This is a genomic window from Sphingomonas sp., assembly GCF_003248515.1.
Taxonomy (GTDB): Bacteria; Pseudomonadota; Alphaproteobacteria; order Sphingomonadales; family Sphingomonadaceae; genus Sphingomonas_I.
Genome location: NZ_QFOB01000001.1, coordinates 528,846 through 549,881, shown reverse-complemented (window position 1 = coordinate 549,881; position 21,036 = coordinate 528,846). Strand labels below are relative to the sequence as shown.

General features: G+C 67.0%; 21 protein-coding genes. 9 read left to right on the top strand and 12 right to left on the bottom strand.

The window, feature by feature from the left end; all coding sequences use genetic code 11:
• Positions 1–10: 10 nt before the first annotated feature.
• From holA to DI605_RS02825, 4 genes are read right to left on the bottom strand one after another with little or no spacing between them, the layout of a single operon-like run.
• A complete protein-coding gene (gene holA / locus DI605_RS02840) occupies positions 11–1,036 on the bottom strand; it encodes a DNA polymerase III subunit delta (protein WP_293968729.1) in 1,026 nt (341 codons plus the stop codon).
• Positions 1,033–1,539: an LPS assembly lipoprotein LptE gene (gene lptE, locus DI605_RS02835; RefSeq protein ID WP_293968727.1), complete on the bottom strand. Its 507-nt coding sequence runs from the start codon at positions 1,537–1,539 to the stop codon at positions 1,033–1,035. The genes holA and lptE overlap by 4 nt, the downstream gene beginning before the upstream one ends.
• A complete protein-coding gene (leuS, locus tag DI605_RS02830) occupies positions 1,536–4,145 on the bottom strand; it encodes a leucine--tRNA ligase (protein ID WP_293968725.1) in 2,610 nt (869 codons plus the stop codon). Before leuS ends, lptE begins: the two co-directional genes overlap by 4 nt.
• Before the next feature lie 7 nt (positions 4,146–4,152).
• Complete coding sequence (locus DI605_RS02825; RefSeq protein ID WP_293968723.1) at positions 4,153–4,605, bottom strand: DUF3576 domain-containing protein; 453 nt, start codon at positions 4,603–4,605, stop codon at positions 4,153–4,155.
• A 211-nt stretch (positions 4,606–4,816) separates the two neighbouring features.
• Between DI605_RS02825 and DI605_RS02820 the strand changes: the two genes are divergently transcribed.
• Entirely contained in the window at positions 4,817–5,530 is a 714-nt protein-coding gene (locus DI605_RS02820; protein ID WP_293968721.1) for a hypothetical protein, read from the top strand.
• A 23-nt stretch (positions 5,531–5,553) separates the two neighbouring features.
• Here the strand turns inward: DI605_RS02820 and DI605_RS02815 are convergent, their stop codons facing one another.
• A complete protein-coding gene (locus DI605_RS02815) occupies positions 5,554–6,057 on the bottom strand; it encodes a thiamine phosphate synthase (RefSeq protein ID WP_293968719.1) in 504 nt (167 codons plus the stop codon).
• Positions 6,058–6,114: 57 nt separating this feature from the next.
• Between DI605_RS02815 and DI605_RS02810 the strand changes: the two genes are divergently transcribed.
• A complete protein-coding gene (locus tag DI605_RS02810; protein ID WP_293968717.1) occupies positions 6,115–6,792 on the top strand; it encodes a YggS family pyridoxal phosphate-dependent enzyme in 678 nt (225 codons plus the stop codon).
• A gap of 49 nt (positions 6,793–6,841) precedes the next feature.
• Here DI605_RS02810 and DI605_RS02805 read toward each other — a convergent pair whose 3' ends face one another.
• From DI605_RS02805 to DI605_RS02775, 7 genes are all read right to left on the bottom strand, one after another.
• Positions 6,842–7,339 (bottom strand): L,D-transpeptidase family protein, encoded by a 498-nt coding sequence (locus DI605_RS02805; RefSeq protein WP_293968902.1) that lies wholly within the window; start codon positions 7,337–7,339, stop codon positions 6,842–6,844.
• Positions 7,339–8,409 (bottom strand): GTP cyclohydrolase II, encoded by a 1,071-nt coding sequence (gene ribA / locus DI605_RS02800; RefSeq protein WP_293968715.1) that lies wholly within the window; start codon positions 8,407–8,409, stop codon positions 7,339–7,341. The genes DI605_RS02805 and ribA overlap by 1 nt, the downstream gene beginning before the upstream one ends.
• On the bottom strand, positions 8,406–9,209 hold the full coding sequence (locus DI605_RS02795; RefSeq protein ID WP_293968713.1) for an exodeoxyribonuclease III: 804 nt from the start codon (positions 9,207–9,209) through the stop codon (positions 8,406–8,408). The genes ribA and DI605_RS02795 overlap by 4 nt, the downstream gene beginning before the upstream one ends.
• A gap of 365 nt (positions 9,210–9,574) precedes the next feature.
• On the bottom strand, positions 9,575–10,189 hold the full coding sequence (locus DI605_RS02790; protein ID WP_293968711.1) for an outer membrane lipoprotein carrier protein LolA: 615 nt from the start codon (positions 10,187–10,189) through the stop codon (positions 9,575–9,577).
• A gap of 49 nt (positions 10,190–10,238) precedes the next feature.
• Positions 10,239–12,188, bottom strand: coding sequence for a prolyl oligopeptidase family serine peptidase (locus tag DI605_RS02785; protein WP_293968709.1), 1,950 nt, complete (start codon positions 12,186–12,188; stop codon positions 10,239–10,241).
• 34 nt (positions 12,189–12,222) lie between these two features.
• The gene (locus tag DI605_RS02780; RefSeq protein WP_293968707.1) at positions 12,223–14,559 is read right to left on the bottom strand and encodes a DNA translocase FtsK 4TM domain-containing protein; all 2,337 of its coding nucleotides are present in this window, start codon (positions 14,557–14,559) and stop codon (positions 12,223–12,225) included.
• Between the two features lie 103 nt (positions 14,560–14,662).
• Positions 14,663–15,337 (bottom strand): HAD family phosphatase, encoded by a 675-nt coding sequence (locus DI605_RS02775; RefSeq protein ID WP_293968705.1) that lies wholly within the window; start codon positions 15,335–15,337, stop codon positions 14,663–14,665.
• A 157-nt stretch (positions 15,338–15,494) separates the two neighbouring features.
• Here DI605_RS02775 and DI605_RS02770 point away from each other — a divergent pair, with 157 nt between their 5' ends.
• Genes DI605_RS02770 through DI605_RS02740 form a run of 7 tightly spaced genes read left to right on the top strand, consistent with a single transcriptional unit; the run spans position 15,495 to position 20,968 of the window.
• On the top strand, positions 15,495–16,601 hold the full coding sequence (locus DI605_RS02770; RefSeq protein ID WP_293968703.1) for an MlaE family lipid ABC transporter permease subunit: 1,107 nt from the start codon (positions 15,495–15,497) through the stop codon (positions 16,599–16,601).
• A complete protein-coding gene (locus tag DI605_RS02765; RefSeq protein WP_293968701.1) occupies positions 16,598–17,521 on the top strand; it encodes an ABC transporter ATP-binding protein in 924 nt (307 codons plus the stop codon). Before DI605_RS02770 ends, DI605_RS02765 begins: the two co-directional genes overlap by 4 nt.
• Positions 17,521–18,456: an MlaD family protein gene (locus tag DI605_RS02760; protein ID WP_293968699.1), complete on the top strand. Its 936-nt coding sequence runs from the start codon at positions 17,521–17,523 to the stop codon at positions 18,454–18,456. The genes DI605_RS02765 and DI605_RS02760 overlap by 1 nt, the downstream gene beginning before the upstream one ends.
• Positions 18,457–18,469: 13 nt before the next feature.
• Positions 18,470–19,081, top strand: a complete 612-nt coding sequence (locus DI605_RS02755; protein WP_293968697.1) for an ABC-type transport auxiliary lipoprotein family protein — start codon at positions 18,470–18,472, stop codon at positions 19,079–19,081.
• 56 nt (positions 19,082–19,137) lie between these two features.
• The gene (gene dapB / locus DI605_RS02750; protein ID WP_293968695.1) at positions 19,138–19,899 is read left to right on the top strand and encodes a 4-hydroxy-tetrahydrodipicolinate reductase; all 762 of its coding nucleotides are present in this window, start codon (positions 19,138–19,140) and stop codon (positions 19,897–19,899) included.
• Between the two features lie 11 nt (positions 19,900–19,910).
• Positions 19,911–20,594, top strand: a complete 684-nt coding sequence (nth, locus tag DI605_RS02745; protein WP_293968693.1) for an endonuclease III — start codon at positions 19,911–19,913, stop codon at positions 20,592–20,594.
• A gap of 35 nt (positions 20,595–20,629) precedes the next feature.
• Positions 20,630–20,968, top strand: coding sequence for a hypothetical protein (locus DI605_RS02740; RefSeq protein ID WP_293968900.1), 339 nt, complete (start codon positions 20,630–20,632; stop codon positions 20,966–20,968).
• The last annotated feature ends 68 nt before the right edge of the window (positions 20,969–21,036 follow it).

The following is a 21,036-nucleotide window of genomic DNA, read 5'->3' as shown; positions in this document are numbered from 1 at the left end:
CCGATTAGTCCTATCGCCGCCGCGCGGCGTGGCGGCTGACGGCGAGGATCTCCTCCTCCGCCACGAAGCTCCCCGGATAGCCGCTGGCCTTCAATCGCCGTTCCGCTTCTCCCAGTCGGCCGATGGCGGTGGCAAGAGAGGCTACGTTCCAGCGGCCGAGTTCGGAGCGGACCGCGTCCTTCTCCTTCCAGAAGATGGCGCGGCCGGACGTTTCCATCACCCGGTCGATCCCCTCCCCGCTTTCCATCTGGCCCCGCAACTGGGCGAGCAGCAGCGCGCGGCGGCCGAGAGCGCGGAGCACAGGCACGCCCTCCATCCCTTCGCTGGCGAGCCGTTTCAGCTCCTCGTCCGCGATCGCGACATCGCCGCCGAAGACGGCGTGGGACAGGCGCGTGAGATCCCCCTCCTCTATCCCCGCGCCCAGCGCATCCAGCGCATCATGGCCGATCTCGCGCACCCGATCCGGCGCCGCATCGACGAACAGGGCAAGCTTTTCCAGCTCCTGCGCCAGCACGGACCGGTCGTTCGAGGCAGCCACCATCAGCCGGCGGGCAACGTCGTTGCGCATCGACAGGCCGAGTGCACGGCCCATTTCGGCCGCCAGCCCATCGGCATCGCGCCCTTCCGGCGGATAACAGGCATGGACGATCGCCACGCCGCTGGCGGAGGCCGCCTTCACGATCTTCGAATCCTTGCGCAATCCAGGCCCGATCGCCACCGCCGGATTGCCGGCGGCGGGGGCCTCCAGCAACGCGGCAATCGCCTCGACGGCGTCGTCGGTGGCCGGATCGAGCCGGATCCAGCGCCGACCGCCGAACATGGAAATGGACGCCGCCTCGTCCGCCAGCCGGGCCGGATCGCCCTTGAGCTGCGCGGATGTCATGTCGATGCGCTCGGCTTTGGGGCCTAGCGCCTTGCCCAGCCGCGCGGCCAGGGCGCGCGCGCCGGCCTCGTCGGGGCCATGGAGCAGATAGAGCCGGATATCGGGATCGGCGGCGTCGAGCGCGCGGACCAGCCGCGCCTCGGCCGGCTTCATCGTGCCGCTGTCTTGAGATGCGAGGCGTAGAGCGCGACGCGGGCGACGATCTGGTCCGCCACCTCGCCCGAAAGTCGCTCCAGCGCGCTCTGCTCGGCCGCAAGCACCGCATATTCGGAGGTGACGACGTCGATGCCGGCGTCTGACCCCGCCGTCGCATCGAGCAGCACGGTGCCCGCCTCGATATCGACCAGCTTGTAGCGTGCGCGCAGCGTGCGCCGTTCGCGCGTCACGGTGTTGTCGGTTCGGACGCCGACGCCGAGGATCTGATCGTCCAGCTCCACATCGAGCCGGTAACGGGACTGCCCGGCCTTGCCGAGGCGATCTTCCAGCGCGGTCCGCACCAGCCAGCCATTCTTGCCCGCGATCGGCCCGATTTCGACCGTGCCGAGCGTCTGCGCGACGGGCCCCCTGTCACCGGCGGCATAAAGCGGGTGGAGCCCGCAGCCGCCCAGCAGCGGCATCGTGCCCGCGAGCAGGATCAGGGCCGCGATACGCTTCATGCGACGATATTCACCAGTCGATCGGGCACGACGATCACTTTCCTGGGCTCCGCGCCAGCGAGAATCGCCTGTACCTTGGCATTGCCGACAGCGAGCGCCTCCAGCGCATCCCTGGCGCTGCCCTTGGCGACCGCGACCGTATCGCGCAGCTTGCCGTTGACCTGGATGGCGATCGTCACCTCATCGTCCACCAGCAGAGCGGGATCCGCATCGGGCCAGGCGGCATCCGCGACGAGCCCCCCGCCCCCGATCCGCTCCCAGGCCGATTCCGCAAGATGCGGGATCATCGGGCTGACGAGCAGGATCAGCGTGCGCGCCGCCTCTTCACGCTCCGGCGAGGGCGCCGCCTTTTCGAGCGCGCCGACGAGCGTGAAGATCTTGGCGACGGCCTTGTTGAACTGGAGCGCCTCGATATCCTCGGCGATGCCCGCGATCGTGCGGTGGAGCAGACGCTTGAGAGCGATATCGCCCTTCCCGCCCGCCGATTCTTCGGTCGGTTCCGTCAGGCGCCAGACGCGTTGGACGAGGCGTGCCGCGCCCTCGATCCCGGCGAGCGACCATTCGAGATCGCGCTCGGGCGGGCTATCCGAAAGCATGAACCAGCGGACCGCATCGGCGCCGTAGCGATCGAGAATGGGCGCGGGATCGACCACATTCTTCTTCGACTTCGACATCTTTTCGACGCGGCCGACATGGATCGGATGATCGGTGTCCTTCTGGAACAGGCCCTCGGGGCGGCGATCCAGTTCATCGGTTCCCACCCAGGTCGAAACCACGACCGTATCGGTGCCGAGCGCCGCCTTTTCCTCAGGCGTCGCGGGGAGCTCCACCTTCGTCTGGTAGGTTTCGTGCGTCACCATGCCCTGGGTGAACAGGCCGGTGAAAGGCTCGGCTATGTCGAGCCGGCCGATCCGCTTCAAGGCGCGTGTCCAGAAGCGCGCATAGAGCAGGTGAAGGATCGCATGCTCGACGCCGCCAATATACTGGCCCACGGGCAGCCAGCTTTCGGCCACGGCTTTGTCGAACGGCCTGTTTCCGGGCGCGCTTGCGAAGCGTATGAAATACCAGGAAGAATCCGCAAAAGTATCCAGCGTGTCGGTCTCGCGCCGGGCAGGGCTCCCGCATTTCGGGCAATCGACATGCTTCCATGTCGGGTGCCTGTCGAGCGGGTTGCCCGGAATGTCGAAACTGACGTCCTCGGGCAGGACGACCGGCAGCTGATCCTTGGGCACGGGTACGACGCCGCAGCCGTCGCAGTGGATCACCGGAATTGGCGTGCCCCAGTAACGCTGGCGGCTCACTCCCCAGTCGCGCAGGCGGAAGACGGTGGTGCCGACGCCCCAGCCCTCGCCTTCCGCGCGGCCGATCACCGCGGCCTTGGCATCTTCCGATGCCATGCCATCAAGGAAGCGCGAATTGACGATCAGGCCGGGCGCCGTATCCGCCTCGTCATGGATCGGCGCGTCCCTGTCCTCGGGCGAGGCCGCGACGACGCGCGTGACGGGCAGCATATATTTGCGCGCGAAATCGAGATCGCGCTGGTCGTGCGCCGGCACGCCGAACACGGCGCCCGTCCCATATTCCATCAGCACGAAATTGGCGATGAAGACGGGCAGCTTCCAGGCCGGATCCAGCGGGTGGACAGCGGAAAGGCCCGTATCGAAGCCCAGTTTCTCGGCCGTCTCGATCTCGGCCGCCGCCGTGCCGGTGCGGCGGCACTCGGCGATGAAATCCTCCAGCCCCGGCGTGCCGGCGGCGACAAGCGCCTGCGCCAGCGGATGATCGACCGATACGGCCACGAAGGACGCGCCGAAGATCGTATCAGGCCGCGTGGTGAACACCTCGACGTTCGGCAGCGGCGCGCCTTCCAGCGCGAAACGGAAGCGCAGGCCCCGGGATCGACCGATCCAGTTGGCCTGCATCAGCTTCACCTTGTCCGGCCAATGGTCGAGGCCATCCAGCCCTTCCAGCAGCTCGTCGGCAAAATCGGTGATCTTCAGGAACCACTGGCTGAGCTTGCGCCGCTCGACCAGGGCGCCCGAGCGCCAGCCGCGCCCGTCTATCACCTGCTCGTTGGCGAGCACGGTCATGTCGACCGGATCCCAGTTGACCGCGCTCTCCTTGCGATAGACGAGCCCCGCCTCGAACATGTCGAGGAACAGGGCCTGTTCCTGCCCGTAATAATCGGGCTCGCAGGTGGCGAGTTCGCGGCTCCAGTCCAGTGCGAAGCCGATGCGCTGAAGCTGTTCGCGCATCGCCGCGATATTGGCGCGCGTCCAGCTGCCGGGATGGACGCCCTTTTCCATCGCCGCATTCTCGGCCGGCATGCCGAAGGCGTCCCATCCCATCGGATGGAGCACCTCATGGCCCGTCATCCGCCGGAAGCGGGCGAGCACGTCGCCCATCGTATAGTTGCGGACATGGCCCATGTGGATGCGCCCCGATGGATAGGGGAACATCTCGAGCACGTAGCTTTTGGGCTTGGGACTCGCGTCATCGGCATGGAAAGTGCCGCGCGTGGCCCATTCCCGCTGCCAGCGGGAATCCGCCACGCCCGGATCGAAGCGCGCCGCTGCCCGATCCGCCGTCGTGCGATCTTCGGTCATGCCAGGATCAGCCGGCGGCGTTGCGCCGCAGGTCGCGCGCCTTCTGGAGGATCACTTCCTCCAGCTTCTGGTTGGTGCCGGCCGCAACCGACGTATCGATCCACTGGCCGTTCTGGAAGATCTGGCGCGCGGTGGAGACGCGCAGCGCATCGGCGCGCAGCTCCTGATCCAGGATCGTGACGGATGCTTTCATCCGTTCGGTCTGCACCGCCGGGTTCACATACCATTCGGTGACGATGACGCCGCCGTTGGAATCGGTCTGCGCGATCGTCATGAAGGAAAGCGTGTCGAGCGTGGCGCGCCACAGATAGGCGTTGACGCCGATCGTGGTGATCCGCGCCGGGGCAAGCTCCTTGGCGGTCGGCGCTTTTTTCCCGTGCCTCCCGAAAAGGCCGCCGCCGCAGGCGGTAAGGCTCGCGCAGAGGGCGATGCCGAGGGCGATGCGGGCGACACGGATCATGGAGCAAAAACCTTGGAACTGTGGCTTGCGAAAGTGCGGCACCGTTATAGATGGTCCGGCGAGCCCGCAAGCGCGGCCCGTCGCAGCTTTAACGATGGGGTATTCCCCCTGTGGATAAGCTGCAACAGGCCGAAAAGATTCCATGAATGCCGTGGAACGTTGCGCGGACTTCATGATAGGCGGGATCCGTTGAGGGGTGAGTCTGGGCAAGATGAGCGGCGTTGTGAACAGGATGGCGAAATGGGGCGGCGCACTCGCGCTCGTCGCCGCGCTGTCGTTCGCGCCGGCTGAGGCCCGTTCCTCCCGTACCAAGGCCGCCAAGCCTCAGGTCCTTTCGGGCGCTGGCTTCGGCGCGTTCACGCCGGCCGCCGCCGATCCGCGTATGGCCGCCGCCTTCGCCCGCAGCGGCCTCGGCACCTCGAATTTCGCGGGCGGCGCCTTCCGTTTCACGCCGGGCACGCCGGCCAAGAGCCGGGCGATCACGGTCGCGGTGCGCTCGCGCATCATCACCAAGGCGGAAGCCGCGCGGAACCTGCAGATCGCCAGCGATATCGCGCCTTCGGCCTACAGCCTGGGCATGTCGGTCGGCTGGAAGCGATTCGCGATTTCGGGCGATATGTCGCGCACGGATGGCGGCTTGCTGCCCGAGGGCCGCGAATCGGCCGATATCGGTCTGGCTTATTATGGCCGCCGCTGGGCGACGAAGCTGGATCTGGCGGCGGATCGCGCCTCCGGTGATCGGCCGGTGGCGGTTGGCATCGATGAAAGCTGGTCGCTGGGCCTCGGCACGACGTATTCGCTCACCCACAATCTCGATGTGACGGGCGGCATCCGCTATCGCGCGCAGCGCGAGCAGTTCCAGTCGCTGGTGGATGATCGCCGCGATAGCCAGTCCGTCTATCTGGGCACCACTTTCCGCTTCTGAGGCGGCTTTCCCGGTTCACGGGATCAGCTGGTCCAGGCGTCGATCGCCGCCCAGCCCGATGCGCCCAGCATGGCCAGCCGGCGATAGCGGCGTGGCGTCATGCCGCCGAGTGCCGCCACCCTGATGCCCGCTCCTCGCGCGATCAGCCCGAATCGCAGCGGCCCCAGCGCGGATGAGCCGGGATGCGAACGGGTCGGAAAGACGGGCGACAGGAAAGCGACATCCACGCCGGCGCGGCGCGCGGCGACGAGTTCGGCAAGATCGTGCGCCGGGGCGGTACGAAAACGCAGGGGCACGCGTCGCGCCGATCGTCCGTGCCAGCCGTCCGCACGCCAGCCTATCGCATCGCGGGGATCGCCCGCGAGGATCACGATCAGGCCACGCGCCTTCGCGATCCTTCTCACCTGCGCGAATCGCGCCTTCCGCCCGGCCGGTGGCGTGGCGTGGTGTCGAAAGACGATGCCGGCCCCGCGCGGCAGGCGCGCGAGCGCCTGTTCCAGCGTCCCATCGGCGCGTTCGTCGGTCATCAGCCATAGCGTCGGTACGGGATGGCAGGCGGGCATGCCCCTCCCTATAGGGGCGCGATGGCCCAGCCCGAACCCCTCACCGCAGCGCAGCGCCTCGGCGTCGTCCGAACAGCGCTCTCGCGCGCCGCCGGCCTCGCCGGTCGCGCGCCCGATGAGATCGAACTGATCGCGATTTCCAAGATGCACACGGCGGATGCCATCCGGCCGCTGCTGGAGGCCGGCCAGCGCAGCTTCGGCGAGAATCGCGTGCAGGAAGCCGAGGCGAAATGGCCCGCGCTCAAGTCGGAATTTTCCGATGTGCGCCTGCATCTCGTCGGCCAGCTCCAGTCGAACAAGGCGGCGCAGGCGGTGGCCCTGTTCGATGCGATCCATGGGGTCGATCGCCCGTCGCTGGTGAAGGCGCTGGCGGAAGCCATGGCGGCCGGAGGGCGACGCCCGGATTGCTATATTCAGGTGAACATCGGGGAAGAGCCGCAAAAGGGCGGCTGCGCGATCGATGATCTGCCCGGCCTTCTCGATGTGGCGCGCGCGGCGGGGCTTCCGATCGTGGGCCTGATGGCGGTGCCGCCTGCCGGCGTGGAAGCGGCTCCCTATTTTGCGTTGTTGGGAGAGCTGGCGCGGCGCCATGGCCTGTCCGGGCTCAGCATGGGCATGTCGGGCGATTATGAGACGGCGGCGATGCTGGGCGCCACCTGCGTTCGGGTGGGGACGGCACTGTTCGGCGAGCGGGCATAGGTCGCTCGCTGATATCAGGCCCCCGCGCGGGCAGGGGCATTCGCCTGTTTCAGGCGATCCGCAGCACATCCCCCGGCGCTAGCCGCTCGACCAGCGCGATCAGATCCGTCTTCGCCACCGCCACGCAGCCTTCGGTGGTGGCCCGATCGCGCCAGCAATGGAGAAAGATCGCGCTGCCCATGCCGGCTGCGGGCGGCGCGTCATTGTGGCCGAGTATGACGATCAGATCATAGAGCGGGTCTTCGCGCCACAGCCGCTCGGCCGAATGCGTATGGGGATGGCGAACGGGGCGATTATAGGCCGGATCGGCGGCATCATCCGACCAGCCGTCATCGGCGCGGATCCAGCGCCAGGGCAAGGCCGTGCGGATCGGCGCGATACGATCCGGCCGCAGCAAAAGGCCCCGGATCGGCCAATCCCCGAGGGGCGTGGCGCCATCGCCCTCGCGCTTGTCCACTGCCGCGATCGGTCCGCTCCGGCCAAGGCTGCAGGCGATCTCACCCGTGGGGCCGCGCAACAGGCCCGCGCCGGTATCCACCGTCAGGATCACAGAAGATGGCCGGTCCGGTCGCGCTTCACGTCCAGATAATGGGCATTATGCGGATTGGCAGGCAAGGCGAGCGGGAGGCGCTCCACCACCTGGATGCCCTTCGCCTCCAGCCCCGCCACCTTGGCGGGATTGTTGGTGAGCAGCCGGATGCGTCGCTGCCCCAGCAAGGCCAGCATTCGCGCGGCCACGCCGAAATCGCGCGCGTCGATCGCGAAGCCCAGCCGCAGATTGGCGTCGACCGTGTCGAACCCCTGATCCTGCAGCGCATAGGCGCGCAATTTGTTGACGAGGCCGATCCCTCGCCCCTCCTGGCGCAGATAGAGGAGGATGCCCCAGCTGCTTCCCGCAATCTCGCGCAGCGCCTCGTGCAACTGTGGTCCGCAATCGCATTTCAGGCTGCCGAGGACGTCCCCGGTCAGGCATTCGCTGTGCAGGCGCACGAGCGGCGGCGTGCCGTCCGGCGTGCCGATCACCAGCGCGACATGCTCGGCGGAATCGGCCGGCCCCCGAAAGGCGATGATTTCGGCCTGCTCGGCGGCGGTGACGGGAAGCCGGGCGCGCGCGGCGATCGCGAGGTTCGAAGGTTCCTCATATCCGGCGACATCCGCCGCCGTTACCGGGATGGAGCCTTCGGCCGCCCCTTCGCGGAGGAACAGGGCGGGCAGCAGTCCGGCCAGACGGGCCAGCGCCAGCGCCGCCTCCGCGGCTGCGCCGTCGATCAGCGGCTTCGTGCGATAGGGGCCCTTGAGCGGCGTCGCGAGGTCGCTCGCAGGGTCCGCCAGCGCCAGCGCCGCCGGAAGATCCAGCCAGCGCACCCGTTCGATCAGCACGGGCAGGCCCGGCGTCGCCGCGTCGCGCTGGTTGGCAAGCTTCAGCACGGTGGCGCGGTGGGAGGATAGCAGCAGATCGGCGCCACCCGCAGGATCATAATCCGCAAGCCGCAGGTCGTCCGCCGTCTCGACCGCCAGGATCGCGGTGGCACCATGATCGGTCGTGATGGTGACGGGCCAGCCGCGCCGCAGCGCATCGATCGCCCGCGCGGCGGCACGCGGATCCGTGCCGCTCACACGTCGAACTCGGTTACGAGCGGCACGTGATCGGAGGGTTTCAGCCAGTTGCGGCAGGGCTCGTGTACGATGTGGCGGGTCGCCTTCGCGGCAAGCGCGGGGCTTGCCCACATATGATCCAGCCGGCGGCCACGATCATTCACCGTCCAGTCGGGCGAGCGATAGCTCCACCAGGTATGAAGCCGGGCCGGCGCGGGATAGAAATGGCGGCCAAGATCCACCCAGCCATGCGCGGCCTGCAATTTTCCGAGCAATTCCACTTCGATCGGCGTGTGGCTGACCACGTCGATCAGCTGCTTGTGGCTCCAGACATCGCATTCCAGCGGCGCGATGTTGAAATCGCCGACCATGAGCGTCGGCTCATCCAGGCAGCGCGACCATTCGGTCATGCGCTCGACGAAGGCCAGCTTCTGCGCGAATTTGGGGTTGAGCGCCGGATCGGGAATATCGCCCCCAGCCGGCACATAGACATTTTCGAGCCGGAAGCCGGCTTCCAGCCACACGCCCACATGGCGCGCCTCGCCATTATCCTGCCAGTCATAGCGCCAGCACGAATCGGATGCGTCGCGGAAGGGCACCTTGCTGAGGATCGCCACGCCATGATGCATGCGCTGGCCGTGCAGCCTTTGGTGGATATAGCCGAGCTTGCGGAAGGCATCGGCGGGGAAGACGTCGTCTGCCGCCTTGGTTTCCTGCAGGCAGAGGATGTCGGGTTGCTCCGTCCGGAGGAATTGTTCGACGATCCCGATCCGCGCCCGCACCGAATTGATGTTCCACGAAGCGATCTTGAGGCTGCTCATAGGCGCGCGATGTAGCGACGGGGGCGGGGTTTCGCCAGCGGCGGGCGTTCCGTCGATTCGCGTCGTCATCCCGGCTGCGCGGCATGACTATCGGGAAGGGAAGCCGCACGGGCCACGGCGCTGGCGCGACTGGCAGAAACTGTGTGAGAGCCAAGACTGCGAATGCAGCCGCCGACCACGCCGATGTCATCGGAAAAGGAATGGCCCTCGCTCCGGGGGCTTGGAGCGAGGGCCGACCTGGCGTTCGTCACGCAGGCAGGTAGCGGGCCTTTTTGTCCTCGGGAACAGGGGGGAATCCGAGGAGCGGCTCCGCGACCGCAAAGTCCGTTTAGGACAGGGGACCTGTCGCGAACATGAATGGCTGATCAGTGACCGCGACTTTGTGGGCGCGGATCGCGCCACAGAAACGTTTTGTCGCTGATATCCATCCCGAACTGCTGGTTCGAAAGCACGACGGTCGATCGATTCCCCTGTGCGTCCATCACCGTCCACCCGGCCAGAACGAGCCCGCCGGGCGCACCCGGCGCCTTGGTGAAGCCGATCGTGATCGTGCCGAATTCAGGATGTTTCGGATCTTTCCCCTCGACGAGGATCCTGCCGGCCGGCGCGGGAATCAGCCGGCCATATTTCGAAAGATCGCGATTCGGATCGATCAGGGCGGCCAGCGGCGAATCGCCGATCGGCCAGCGCGAAACCTGTCGCACCTGATAGTCGATCATGGTCAGCGCCTTGCCATCGCCCACGATCAGCAGCGGCACGCTCTTTTCATATTGGAAGCGGATCTTGCCCGGGCGCTTGAGCGTCAGCACGCCGCTGCGGGTGCGGCCATAGGCATCGATCTGCTCGAAATTGGCGGTCATCGTGGAAACGGCGCGCAGATGCGCCTGGACCTGGAGAAGGTCCGGTGCGGGCGCCGGTGCGGCGGCAAGGACGGGCGTGGCGAAGGCGGCGGCAAGCGCCATGGCGGGATATCGGATCATCGCGTCGCCATGGGGCCGGCGGATTGAACCCGCACTGAATTCCATCCCTTCACTTCGCGTCGGGGCCGAGCAGGGTCTTCTGCCAGAAGAGGAGGCTCGCCCAGAACTGATAGTCGAGATTCTCCTTCTTCACATAGCCATGCCCCTCGTCGGCGGCGAAGACGTGCCATACGGGCGCGCCATTCGCGCGGACGGCTTTCACCATCTGTTCCGATTCGGACGGCGGCACGCGCGGATCATTGCCGCCGGTGACGATCACGAGCGGGATCCTGAGATCGGCTATGTGCGTGAGCGGCGATATGGCGAGCAGCTTGGCGCGCTGCTTCGGATCGCGTTCATCGCCATATTCGACGCGGCGCAGATCCCGGCGATAGCTCTGCGTATGTTCCAGGAACGAGACGAAGCTGGAAATGGCGCGCTGGCAGATGCCGCCCTTCAGGCGCACGCCATATCGGATGGCGGTGGCGTAGCACATATAGCCGCCATAACTGCCGCCGGTTTCGCCGATGCGGGCGGCATCGATCTGCGGATCGGCGGCGAGGCGATCGAGGAAGGCGCCGATGTCCTTCACCGAATCCTCGCGCCTGAACGGGCCGTTGTCGAGCGAGAGGAAGCGCTTGCCGTAGCCGTTCGATCCGCGGACGTTGGGATAGAAGAGCGCCACGCCCAGTTCGTTCGGATAATAATTGGCGCGGCCGAGGAAGCCGGGGCGCGTCTGGCTTTCCGGGCCGCCATGGATATCGACGATCAGCGGCCGCTTGCCGGGGAATTTCTTCGGATCGGGCCGATAGAGAAAGCCCGATATCGCTTCCCCGTCGAAGCTCTTCACCGTCACCAGCTCCGGCTCGACATTGGCGGCGGGATCCAGCCCGCCCGTCTCGCTCTGCGTCCAGCGCGTCACCTTCAGCGTCTTGGGATCGACCGAATAAATGTCGCTGGCCGATCGCGCCGAGGCGAGGCTGAGGCCGATCTCACCCCAGGGCGCGACCTTCAGCGCGGAGATTACGCCCGTTGGCAGATTCGTGACCTGGCTCACCGTGCCGGTGCGGGCATTGAGAATGCCGAGTCGGCTGACCCCGGCCTCGTTGGTGACGAAGGCGACGAAATCGCCTTCGGCCGAGATCGAGAATGATTCGACATCCCATTTCGCCTGGCCGGCGATCGGCGTGAAGACACCACTGGTGGGATCGATCGTGCCGAGCCGCTGGAAATCCGATCCCTCGTCGGAGGTTGCCCACAGGACGCCGTCCTTGGCGAAGCGGGCGTCGCCATAGGCCACCTCTTTCCCGTGGTCGCCGATCGGGCGCATCGCGCCGCCTTCGATATCCATCAGGAAAAGCTCGCTGCGGGTGATCGAGCGATAATGTTTCACGATCGCGCTCGTCCCGTCCGGCGTGAAGCCGGTGATCGACCAGCCGGCGCCGCTCATCTGCGCGATCATGTGATCGCTTTTGGGGTCACGCGGATCGACGGCGTAGAGATCGGTATCCGTGCCGTTGCGACGCGTGGAACTGTAGGCGAGCCAGTGGCCGTCGCGCGTCCACGGCCCCATTTCGTTGCGGCTCCTGCCGTCGGTCAGCAAGGTCAGCCGGCCGTGATCGAGCGTGTAGAGCTGCCAGAATTCGCTGCCGCCAACGTCCTTCTGTAGCACCAGCGCGTCACCCGGCGGCGCATATTCGCCCGATGCGATATTGTCCGCCTCGAACGAGATTTGCCGCCGATCGCCCATCGGCGCGGCGATTTCATGAAGCTGGCGCGTATTGCCGAAATTGGTGGCGATCAAGGCGGCCCTGGTCTTCGGGTTCCAGCCCTCGAAGATGGCGGTGCGATATTCCAGATAGGGCCTCGTCGCGGCTGCCAGCGCGGCCGGGATCGAAGGCACGCCATCGCCGGTAATCGCGGCGGGCGGGGCGATGGAAGGAGCGGTCGCCGGGCCCTGCGCCGATGCTGCGCCCGCAATCGTGACGGCGGCGGCGATCGCCACCCATGGCTTGATCATGCGACTATCCCTGCTCTGCGCCCGGTCGGCGGTGTCAGACCGGCTGGCCGTTACGGTCGATCAGCACTTCGCGGCGGCCGACATGGTCGGGGGAGCCGACGACACCTTCCTTCTCCATCCGGTCGATCAGGCGCGCGGCCGAATTATAGCCGATGCGGAGCTGGCGCTGGACGTAGCTGGTCGATGCCTTCTGCGATTCCGCCACCACCTGCACCGCCTTGCGATAAAGCTGCGCGTCGGGCGAATCGTCGCCGGCCGGGGCGCCGTCCATCGCGAAGCTGCCGTCCTCGGGCTCCTCGGTGACGGACGAGATATATTCGGGGGCCTTCTGCGCCTTCCAGTGATCGGCCACGGCGCGAACCTCGTCGTCCGAGACGAAGGGGCCGTGGACGCGCACGATCTGCTTGCCGCCGGGCATGTAGAGCATGTCGCCCTTGCCCAGCAGCTGCTCGGCGCCCTGTTCGCCCAGGATAGTGCGCGAATCGATCTTGGAGGTGACGGAGAAGCTGATGCGCGTCGGCAGGTTGGCCTTGATGACGCCGGTGATGACGTCGACCGAGGGGCGCTGCGTGGCCATGATGAGGTGGATGCCCGCCGCGCGCGCCTTCTGCGCGAGCCGCTGGATCAGGAATTCCACTTCCTTGCCGGCCGTCATCATCAGATCGGCCAGCTCGTCCACCACCACCACGATCTTGGGCAACGGCTCGAACTCGAGCTTCTCCTCCTCGTAGATCGGCTGGCCGGTGTCGGCGTCATATCCCGTCTGCACCTTGCGGCCGAGCGGCTGGCCCTTGGCCTTGGCGGCGCGGATCTTGTCGTTGAACGAGGCGAGGCTGCGGACGCCGACCGACGCCATCATCCGATAGCGATCCTCCATCTGCTCCACCGCCCATTTCAGCGCGCGGATGGCCTTGGGCGGCTCCGTCACGACGGGAGCCAGAAGGTGGGGGATATCGTCATAGATGCTGAGCTCCAGCATCTTGGGATCGATCATGATCATCCGGCACTCGTCCGGCGTGAGCCGATAGAGAAGCGACAGGATCATGCTGTTCAGGCCGACCGACTTGCCCGATCCGGTCGTGCCGGCAACGAGCAGGTGGGGCATGGGCGCGAGATCGGCGACGACGGGATCGCCCGCGATATTCTTGCCCAGGATCAGCGGCAACGTGCCCGGCGCCTGCTCCTCGAAGGTGCGGCTGGCGATCATCTCGGAAAAGGAGACGGCCTCGCGCTTCTGGTTGGGCAATTCGATGCCGATCACCGTGCGGCCCGGCACGGTGGCGATACGCGCCGAGAGCGCGGACATGTTGCGCGCGATATCATCCGAAAGGGCGGTGACGCGGCTGGCCTTGATGCCGGCCGCCGGCTCCAGTTCATACATCGTCACGACCGGGCCGGGGCGCACCTCCGTGATGTGGCCGCGAACGTGGAAATCCTCGAGCACGGTTTCCAGCAGGCGCGCGTTGCGCTCCAGCGACGGCTTGTCGATCGGCTGCGAGCCACCCGCAGGCACGGGCGCGAGCAGATCCAGCGTGGGCAGCACCCACGTATCGCCCAGCGCCAGATTGGTCTGCCGCTCGCGATTGACGCGCTGGCTGGTGACGGGGGCAGGCGCGGGCGCTGTGATCGTGGTGCGTGGTGCCGGCTCGTCATCGTCGGGCACGATCGTGGCGCGGGGAGCGGGCTTGGCCGGTCGCTTCGCGGGGGTTGCCGCCGCCATGGCGGGCGCCTCGTCATACACGAAATCCTCATCCGCCTCGTCGAGGCGATCGCGGCGGCGAAACAGGGTGGCGCGTTCGCCGGCGTCCAGCCCGAGCGAATACAGCGCCACGGTAAGCCCGATCGCCAGCAGGAGCGCGGCACCGCCCAGACGGATCGCGGGCGCCAGTGCCGGATCGGGCAGGCGGGAGAGGCCGGCTTCCGCCGCCGCGGACACGCCGATGCCGACGATTCCGCCGAGCCCGGCCGGCAGCGGCAGCCCCGTCCCGCCCCGAAACAAGCCCAGCGCCGCATCGAGCAGGATGATGGCGACGAGCGCGATCGGCAGCATGCGCTTCCAGCGGCCGGGCCCGACGCCGCGCCACAGGCGAAGCGCCACGACAGCGAGGGGCGGCAGCAGCAGCACGGTCGGCAGGCCGATCAGCGTCAGCAGCAGATCGGCGGCCCAGGCGCCCGGCAGGCCCAGCACGTTGCCGGGCGGCCCTCCGGCGGCGGTGTTCAGTCCGGGATCGGTGGGCTTGTAGCTGGCGAGTGCGAAGGCCGCGAGCAGGATGGCAGCCAGAATCGCGAGCGCGCCGATCATGGCCCCGCCCCGGCGGCCGACATGGCCCACCCTATCCTGCCAGCGCCCCTCGGGAGCCCGTGTCGCCATCGCCGCTTCGTCCTTCTGTGCCCCGCGATTGTGCCGCAAATGTTCCGCCGGGGCAAACCCGGGCGATGGCGACACGATCCGATTCGGCCCGATTCGGCGCGGCTCAGGCGCTCCAGTTCAGCGCGGGCCATCCGCGCTTCGCGGCCATCCGGGCCAGCTTGGGGCTCGCATTGACGGCGAAGGGCTCGTCCGCCCAATCCAGCACCGGCACGTCCGAGACATGATCCGAATAGAAGCGGATGCGCGCGTTCGCGCGGGCGATGCCCTCCGCTTCCATCCATGCCTGGATCAGGCGCAGCTTGGCGGGGCCATAATTGTTCTCGCCATCGATCCTGGCGTGGATGATATCGTCGAGCCCGGTGACGCTGCCCGTGGCGATCACGTCGTCAAAGCCCAGCCGGGCCGCGATCGGCTCGACATAGAAGCGATAGGATGCCGTCGCGAGCACCAGCCTGCGGCCTGCCGCCCTGTCCTCCGCGATCTGGCGGAGCGCGCCGGGCAGCACGTTCGTTCGCAGGATCAGATCCGCGAAGCTTTCGGTCACGGGCGCCAGCGTCCCGCGCGGGACGGTTCCGCCCAGCAGCAGTCGCTGATTGATCTCCTTCAGCCGCCGCCGATCGATCAGTTTGGCGGCATAGGCGGCCATCACGAAGGGCACGGCAGGGGCGAGCAGCAGCCGCCACGGTGCCAGGCGCGCGGCGGCGTGCAGCAGGAAAGGCGTGTAGGTGCCGGTGCGGGTGACCGTGCGATCCATGTCATAGATGGCGAGTTCGATCATGTCGCCGCTGCCGGACACGAAGCCGGCGCGGGACGCAAGGGGGCATCGGCCCGTGATCGCAAACCGGGCCGGAACCTTCGCCCCTGCCGCGCGTCTGATGAAGAATTGCTCGTTTCGCGCCCGTTGCGCTTTTCTACAGGCACGATATCCGTTTCCCATGAGCGCGGCTGCCGATTTCAATCTCGACGACCGCGAGGGCGGCACGCTCCGCTTCACCGGGGATATGACGCTCGCCCGTCTCGGCACGTTGCCGCAGCGCCTCGAATCGCTGGCCACCCGTCCCGCCCGTGTCGATCTTGGCGAGGTCGGGCGGATGGATACGGTGGGCGCCTGGCTGGTGCATCGCATCGTGCGCGATCATGATGCCGAACTGGTAGGCGCAAGCCCGGAGGAGGCACATCTGCTGGAGCAGGTGGCCGCGGCGGACAAGCCGCTGAAGATCCGGCCGGATCGCACCCTGCCCCTGTTCCGCGTGCTGAACCAGATCGGCGCGGCCACCGCCATGGCCGGGCATACGATGCTGGGGCTGATCGGTTTCTATGGTGCCGTGCTCGTCAGTTATTGGGATCTGCTGCGCAATCCGGGGCGGCTGCGCTGGAACGCGATCGTCCGCCAGTTCGAGGTTGTGGGCGTGGAAGCGCTGGCGATCATCGGCCTGATGAGCTTCCTGATCGGTGTGGTGATCGCCCAGCAGGGCGCGATCCAGCTGCGCCAGTTCGGCGCGGAGGTATTCACGATCAATCTCGTCGGCCGGCTCACCTTCCGCGAGCTGGGCGTGCTGATGACGGCGATCATGGTGGCCGGCCGATCTGGATCCGCCTTCGCCGCGCAAATCGGATCGATGCGGCTGGCCGAGGAAGTGGATGCGATGCGCACGATCGGCGTGTCGCCGATGGAGGCGCTCGTCATCCCGCGCATCACGGCGGCGGTGGCGATGATGCCCCTGCTCGCTTTCTATGCGGCGATGGTGGCGCTGATCGGCGGCGGCCTCTTCTGCTGGACGTCGCTCGACATGCCTCCGATCACCTTCGTGTCGCGCATTCGTGAGGTCGTGCCGATCACGGATGTCTATCAGGGTCTCATCAAGGCGCCCGTCTTCGGGCTCATCATCGCGATTTCGGGCTGCTTCCAGGGGATGCAGGTGGAAGGCAATGCCGAGGCCGTCGGCCTGCGCACCACATCCGCCGTCGTCCAGTCCATCTTCCTCGTGATCGTGCTCGATGCCTTCTTCGCGGTCTTCTTCGCATCGGTCGGCTGGATATGACGCTGTCCAAGGCCGCTGCCGATTGTCGCGAGGCCGTGATCTGCGTGCGCGGGCTTTCCAACGCGTTTGGCGAGCAGGTGGTCCACAAGGATCTCGATCTCGATGTCCGTCGCGGCGAGATTCTGGGCGTGGTCGGCGGATCGGGCACGGGCAAATCCGTGCTGATGCGATCGATCATCGGATTGCAGACGCCTGTCGCAGGGGAAGTCGCCGTGTTTGGCGAGCCGATGATCGGGCGCGACGAGCAGGAGGCGCGCGACGTGCGCCGCCGCTGGGGCGTGCTTTTCCAGGGCGGCGCGCTTTTCTCCACGCTCACCGTGGCCGAGAATGTCGAGGTGCCGCTCCGCGAATATTTTCCGGAACTGGGCGAGAAATTCCTCGACGAGATCGCCGCTTACAAGGTGGCGATGACGGGATTGCCCGCCGAGGCCGGCCCCAAATTCCCCTCGGAGCTTTCGGGCGGCATGAAGAAGCGCGCGGGCCTCGCGCGCAGCCTGGCGCTCGATCCCGAGCTGTTGTTCCTGGACGAGCCCACGGCCGGCCTCGATCCGATCGGCGCGGCCGCGTTCGACGATCTCATCAAGGGGCTGAAGGAAACGCTGGGCCTCACCGTTTTCCTGATCACGCACGATCTGGATACGCTTCACGCCATCTGCGACAGGGTGGCCGTGCTGGCGGACAGGAAGGTCGTGGCGGTCGGCACGATCCCCGAATTGCTGGCGCTGGATCATCCCTGGATCCAGGAATATTTCAGCGGGCCGCGCGGCCGCGCCGCCGCCGAGTCCGCAGAACGCCATGAAGATGATGATCCCGCCGAAGAGGCCCGGCGGCGCGAGGCCGCGCTGGCATCGGCCGGCGGAGACGAGAGCGAGGCTGGGGACGGCGCTGACGCCCCTGCCGTGAAAGACGAGGAACGCTGATGGAAAACCGGTCCAACAACATCCTTGTCGGCAGCATCGTGCTGATCCTGCTGCTCGTCACGGTCGTGTTCCTCGTCTGGCTGGCGGGCTTCGGCGGGGCGAGCGAGAAGCGCTACGACATCCTCTTCAAGACATCCGTGGATGGTCTCGCCAAGGGATCGGCCATCACCTTTTCGGGTGTGCCCGTGGGCAAGGTGGAAGATATCGCGATCATGCCGGATCAGCCGGAGCTGATCCGCGTGCGCATCGCCATCAAGAACGATACGCCCGTGCTGCAAGGGACGACCGCCACGATCGCGGGCGTGGGCTTCACCGGTGTCAGCCAGATCAATCTGGATGGCGCGGTGCAGAATGCGCCGCCGATCGATCAGCCGGGGCCATGGGGCTATCCACTGATCCCGCCGAAGACGGGCGGCCTCGGCGCGCTGCTCAACAATGCGCCGCGCCTGCTGGAAAAGCTGACGGTGCTGACCGAACGGGTGAGCGACCTGCTCAATCCGGACAATCAGCGATCGATCACGGGCATCCTCAAGAATATCGACCGGATCAGCGGATCGCTGGCGGATCGCTCGCCGGAGATCGCCGAGACGCTGGCGCAGGCACGCATCGCCGTGAAGCAGGCGGGTGATGCGGCGGAAAAGATCGGCAATCTCGCCGATACGACGAACCAAAATGTCGGCCCGCTGCTCGTCAACATGAACGAGGCGGTGGGTTCGGCAAAGAAGAGCCTGGCCAATCTGGATGCCGCGATCAGCGATGCCCGGCCGGGCATGAAGGCGATCTCCACCCAGACGGTGCCGGCCGCCAACCAGCTGATCCGCGATCTTTCGGAGACAGCCGCCTCGCTGCAGGCGATCACGTCGCGCTTCGATCGCGGCGGCGCCGGCGGCCTGATCGGCGGCAGCCGCCTGCCCGATTACAAACCCGGCAAGTGAGGGACGAGAAGCCATGACCGCCAAGTTCGCCACCCTTCTTGCCCGCACGGCCCTGATCGGCGCGGCGTCCCTGTCACTGGCCGGTTGCATCAGCTTCGGCCCCAAGCCGCCGCCCACGCTCATGTCGCTCCATGCCATCACGCCCGTGGCGGCGGGGGCCGTGCGGACGAGCGATGATGCGCATGCCGTGAACGTGATGATGCCCAGCGCGCCACCCACGCTCGTCACCCAGCGCGTGATGGTGCAGGCCGGCCCCAACTCGATCGCCTATCTGAAGGATGCGCTGTGGGCGGCGACGCCGGCCGTGCTGATGCGGGGGCTGCTGGCGGAGACGATCGAGGCCAAGACCGGCCGCTTCGTGCCGGAAACGCGCTTCACCGGCATCCAGCCGGATCTGCGCTTGAGCGGATCTCTCGTGGCCTTCGGGCTCGATGGCCCGGGCAAGGCCGTGATCGTCACCTACGATGGCAATATCGCGCGATCGGGATCGGACAGGATTGAGACGCGTCGCTTCACGGCGCGCGTGCCGGTTTCGTCGGAAGAGCCGCAGATCGTTGGCATGGCGCTGGATCAGGCGGCCAATCAGGTGGCGGGCGAGGTGGCGGACTGGATCGGCAGCCACTGACGCCGGAAGCGATGGCGCCGCTTCCCCGCCAGCCGCTCTGCCTCTAAGGCCGCACCATGACGATGAGCATCGGAATCTTGGGCGCGGCCGGCCGCATGGGGCGCGCGATCGCAACGGCTGCGGGCGAGGCGGGGCTCGCCATCGCCGGCGGCGTGGATCGTGATGGCGTGGTATCGGGCGGCCCCGCGGACGCTGTGTCTCTGGCCGCGATAGCGGACGTGCTGATCGATTTTTCGATGCCCGATGCGCTGGAGGCGAATCTTGCGCTGGCGATCGCCTCCGGCACGCCGATCCTGATCGGGACGACAGGGCTCCAGCCGGAGCATCATGCCGCGATCGATCGCGCGGCGGAACAGGTGGCCGTGTTGCAGACCGCCAATACCTCGTTGGGCGTGAACGTGCTGCGTGGCCTCGTCGAGCAGGCCGCGCGCATCCTGGGCACGGATTGGGATATCGAGATCGTGGAGATGCACCATCGCCACAAGCTGGATAGCCCCTCCGGCACTGCCTTGTTGCTCGGCGCATCCGCGAATGTGGGGCGCGGTGCGGCCTCGACCACCGAACTCAACCGCTTCGATCGGATGCGGGAAGGCCCGCATGCCCGCGAGGAGGGCGGCATCTATTATGCCTCGCTGCGTGGTGGATCCGTGGCGGGCGATCACCAGGTGGTGTTCGCGAGCGAGGGTGAGCGGATCGAGCTTGGCCACCGCGCCGAAAGCCGCGCGATCTTCGCCAGGGGCGCGCTGCGCGGGGCGGTCTGGCTCGCGGGCAAGCCCGCCGGCCGTTATTCGATGGCCGACGCGCTCGGCTTCGCCTGACACGCGCGCGCGTGAACAAGGCGCAGGTCTTCGAATTCTATCGGCGTCTGGCCGAAGAGAATCCCGCGCCCGAAACCGAGCTGGAATGGACCAACCCCTATACGCTGCTGGTGGCGGTGGCGCTTTCGGCGCAGGCGACGGACGTCGGCGTCAACAAGGCCACGAAGCGCCTGTTCGCGGAGGTGGATACGCCCGCCAGGATGGTGGCGCTCGGAGCGGCGGGGCTGAAGGAGCATATCAAGACGATCGGCCTGTTCAACACCAAGGCCAGGAACGTCATCGCGCTTTCGGAAAAGCTGATCGCGGAACATGGCGGCGAAGTGCCGCGCGATCGGGCGGCGCTGGAGACGCTTCCGGGCGTGGGCCGCAAGACGGCGAATGTCGTTCTGAACGTGGCGTTCGGGGAGGAAACGTTCGCGGTCGATACGCACATCTTCCGCGTCGGCAATCGAACGGGCCTCGCGAAGGGCAAGGACGTCCGCGCCGTGGAGGACAGGCTGGAAAAGATCACACCCGGCCCGTTTCGCGTGCATGCGCACCACTGGCTGATCCTGCACGGCCGTTATGTCTGCAAGGCGCGCAAGCCCGAATGCTGGCGCTGCATCGAGATCGACCTTTGCGCGTTTCGCCCTAAGATCAGCGCGCCGAAAGCAGCGAGGGCGGAAATCGCCGGGGTCGAAGCGGGAGAGGGATGATGATCGCAAGGCTTTCGCTGGCGATGAGCGCCGCCATGATGCTGGCGGGCCCGATCGCCGCAAGGGACAAGCCCGTCCCCGTGGCGGTGCCCGATGGCGCGGCGGTCGATTGCATCAGCATGCCGATCGGCGAAAGCCGGGTGCGCGACGATCGCACGATCGATTTCTTCGTGGGCCGCAAGGTCTATCGCAACGTGCTGCCGCAAAGCTGTCCTGGCCTGGGGTTCGAGCAGGCATTCACCTATGCGACCTCGATCAGCCGTCTCTGTTCGCTCGATATCATCACGGTGCTCCAGCGGACGGGAGGCCAGTTCATGCGCGGTGCCTCTTGCGGGCTCGGCACGTTTCAGCCGGTGAAGGGCGTCAAGCGCTGAGGGCTCCGGGCCGTCTGGCCCTTGCTGACGTATGTGCCGCGCCGCGCAAAAGCGCATCGAACGCAAGG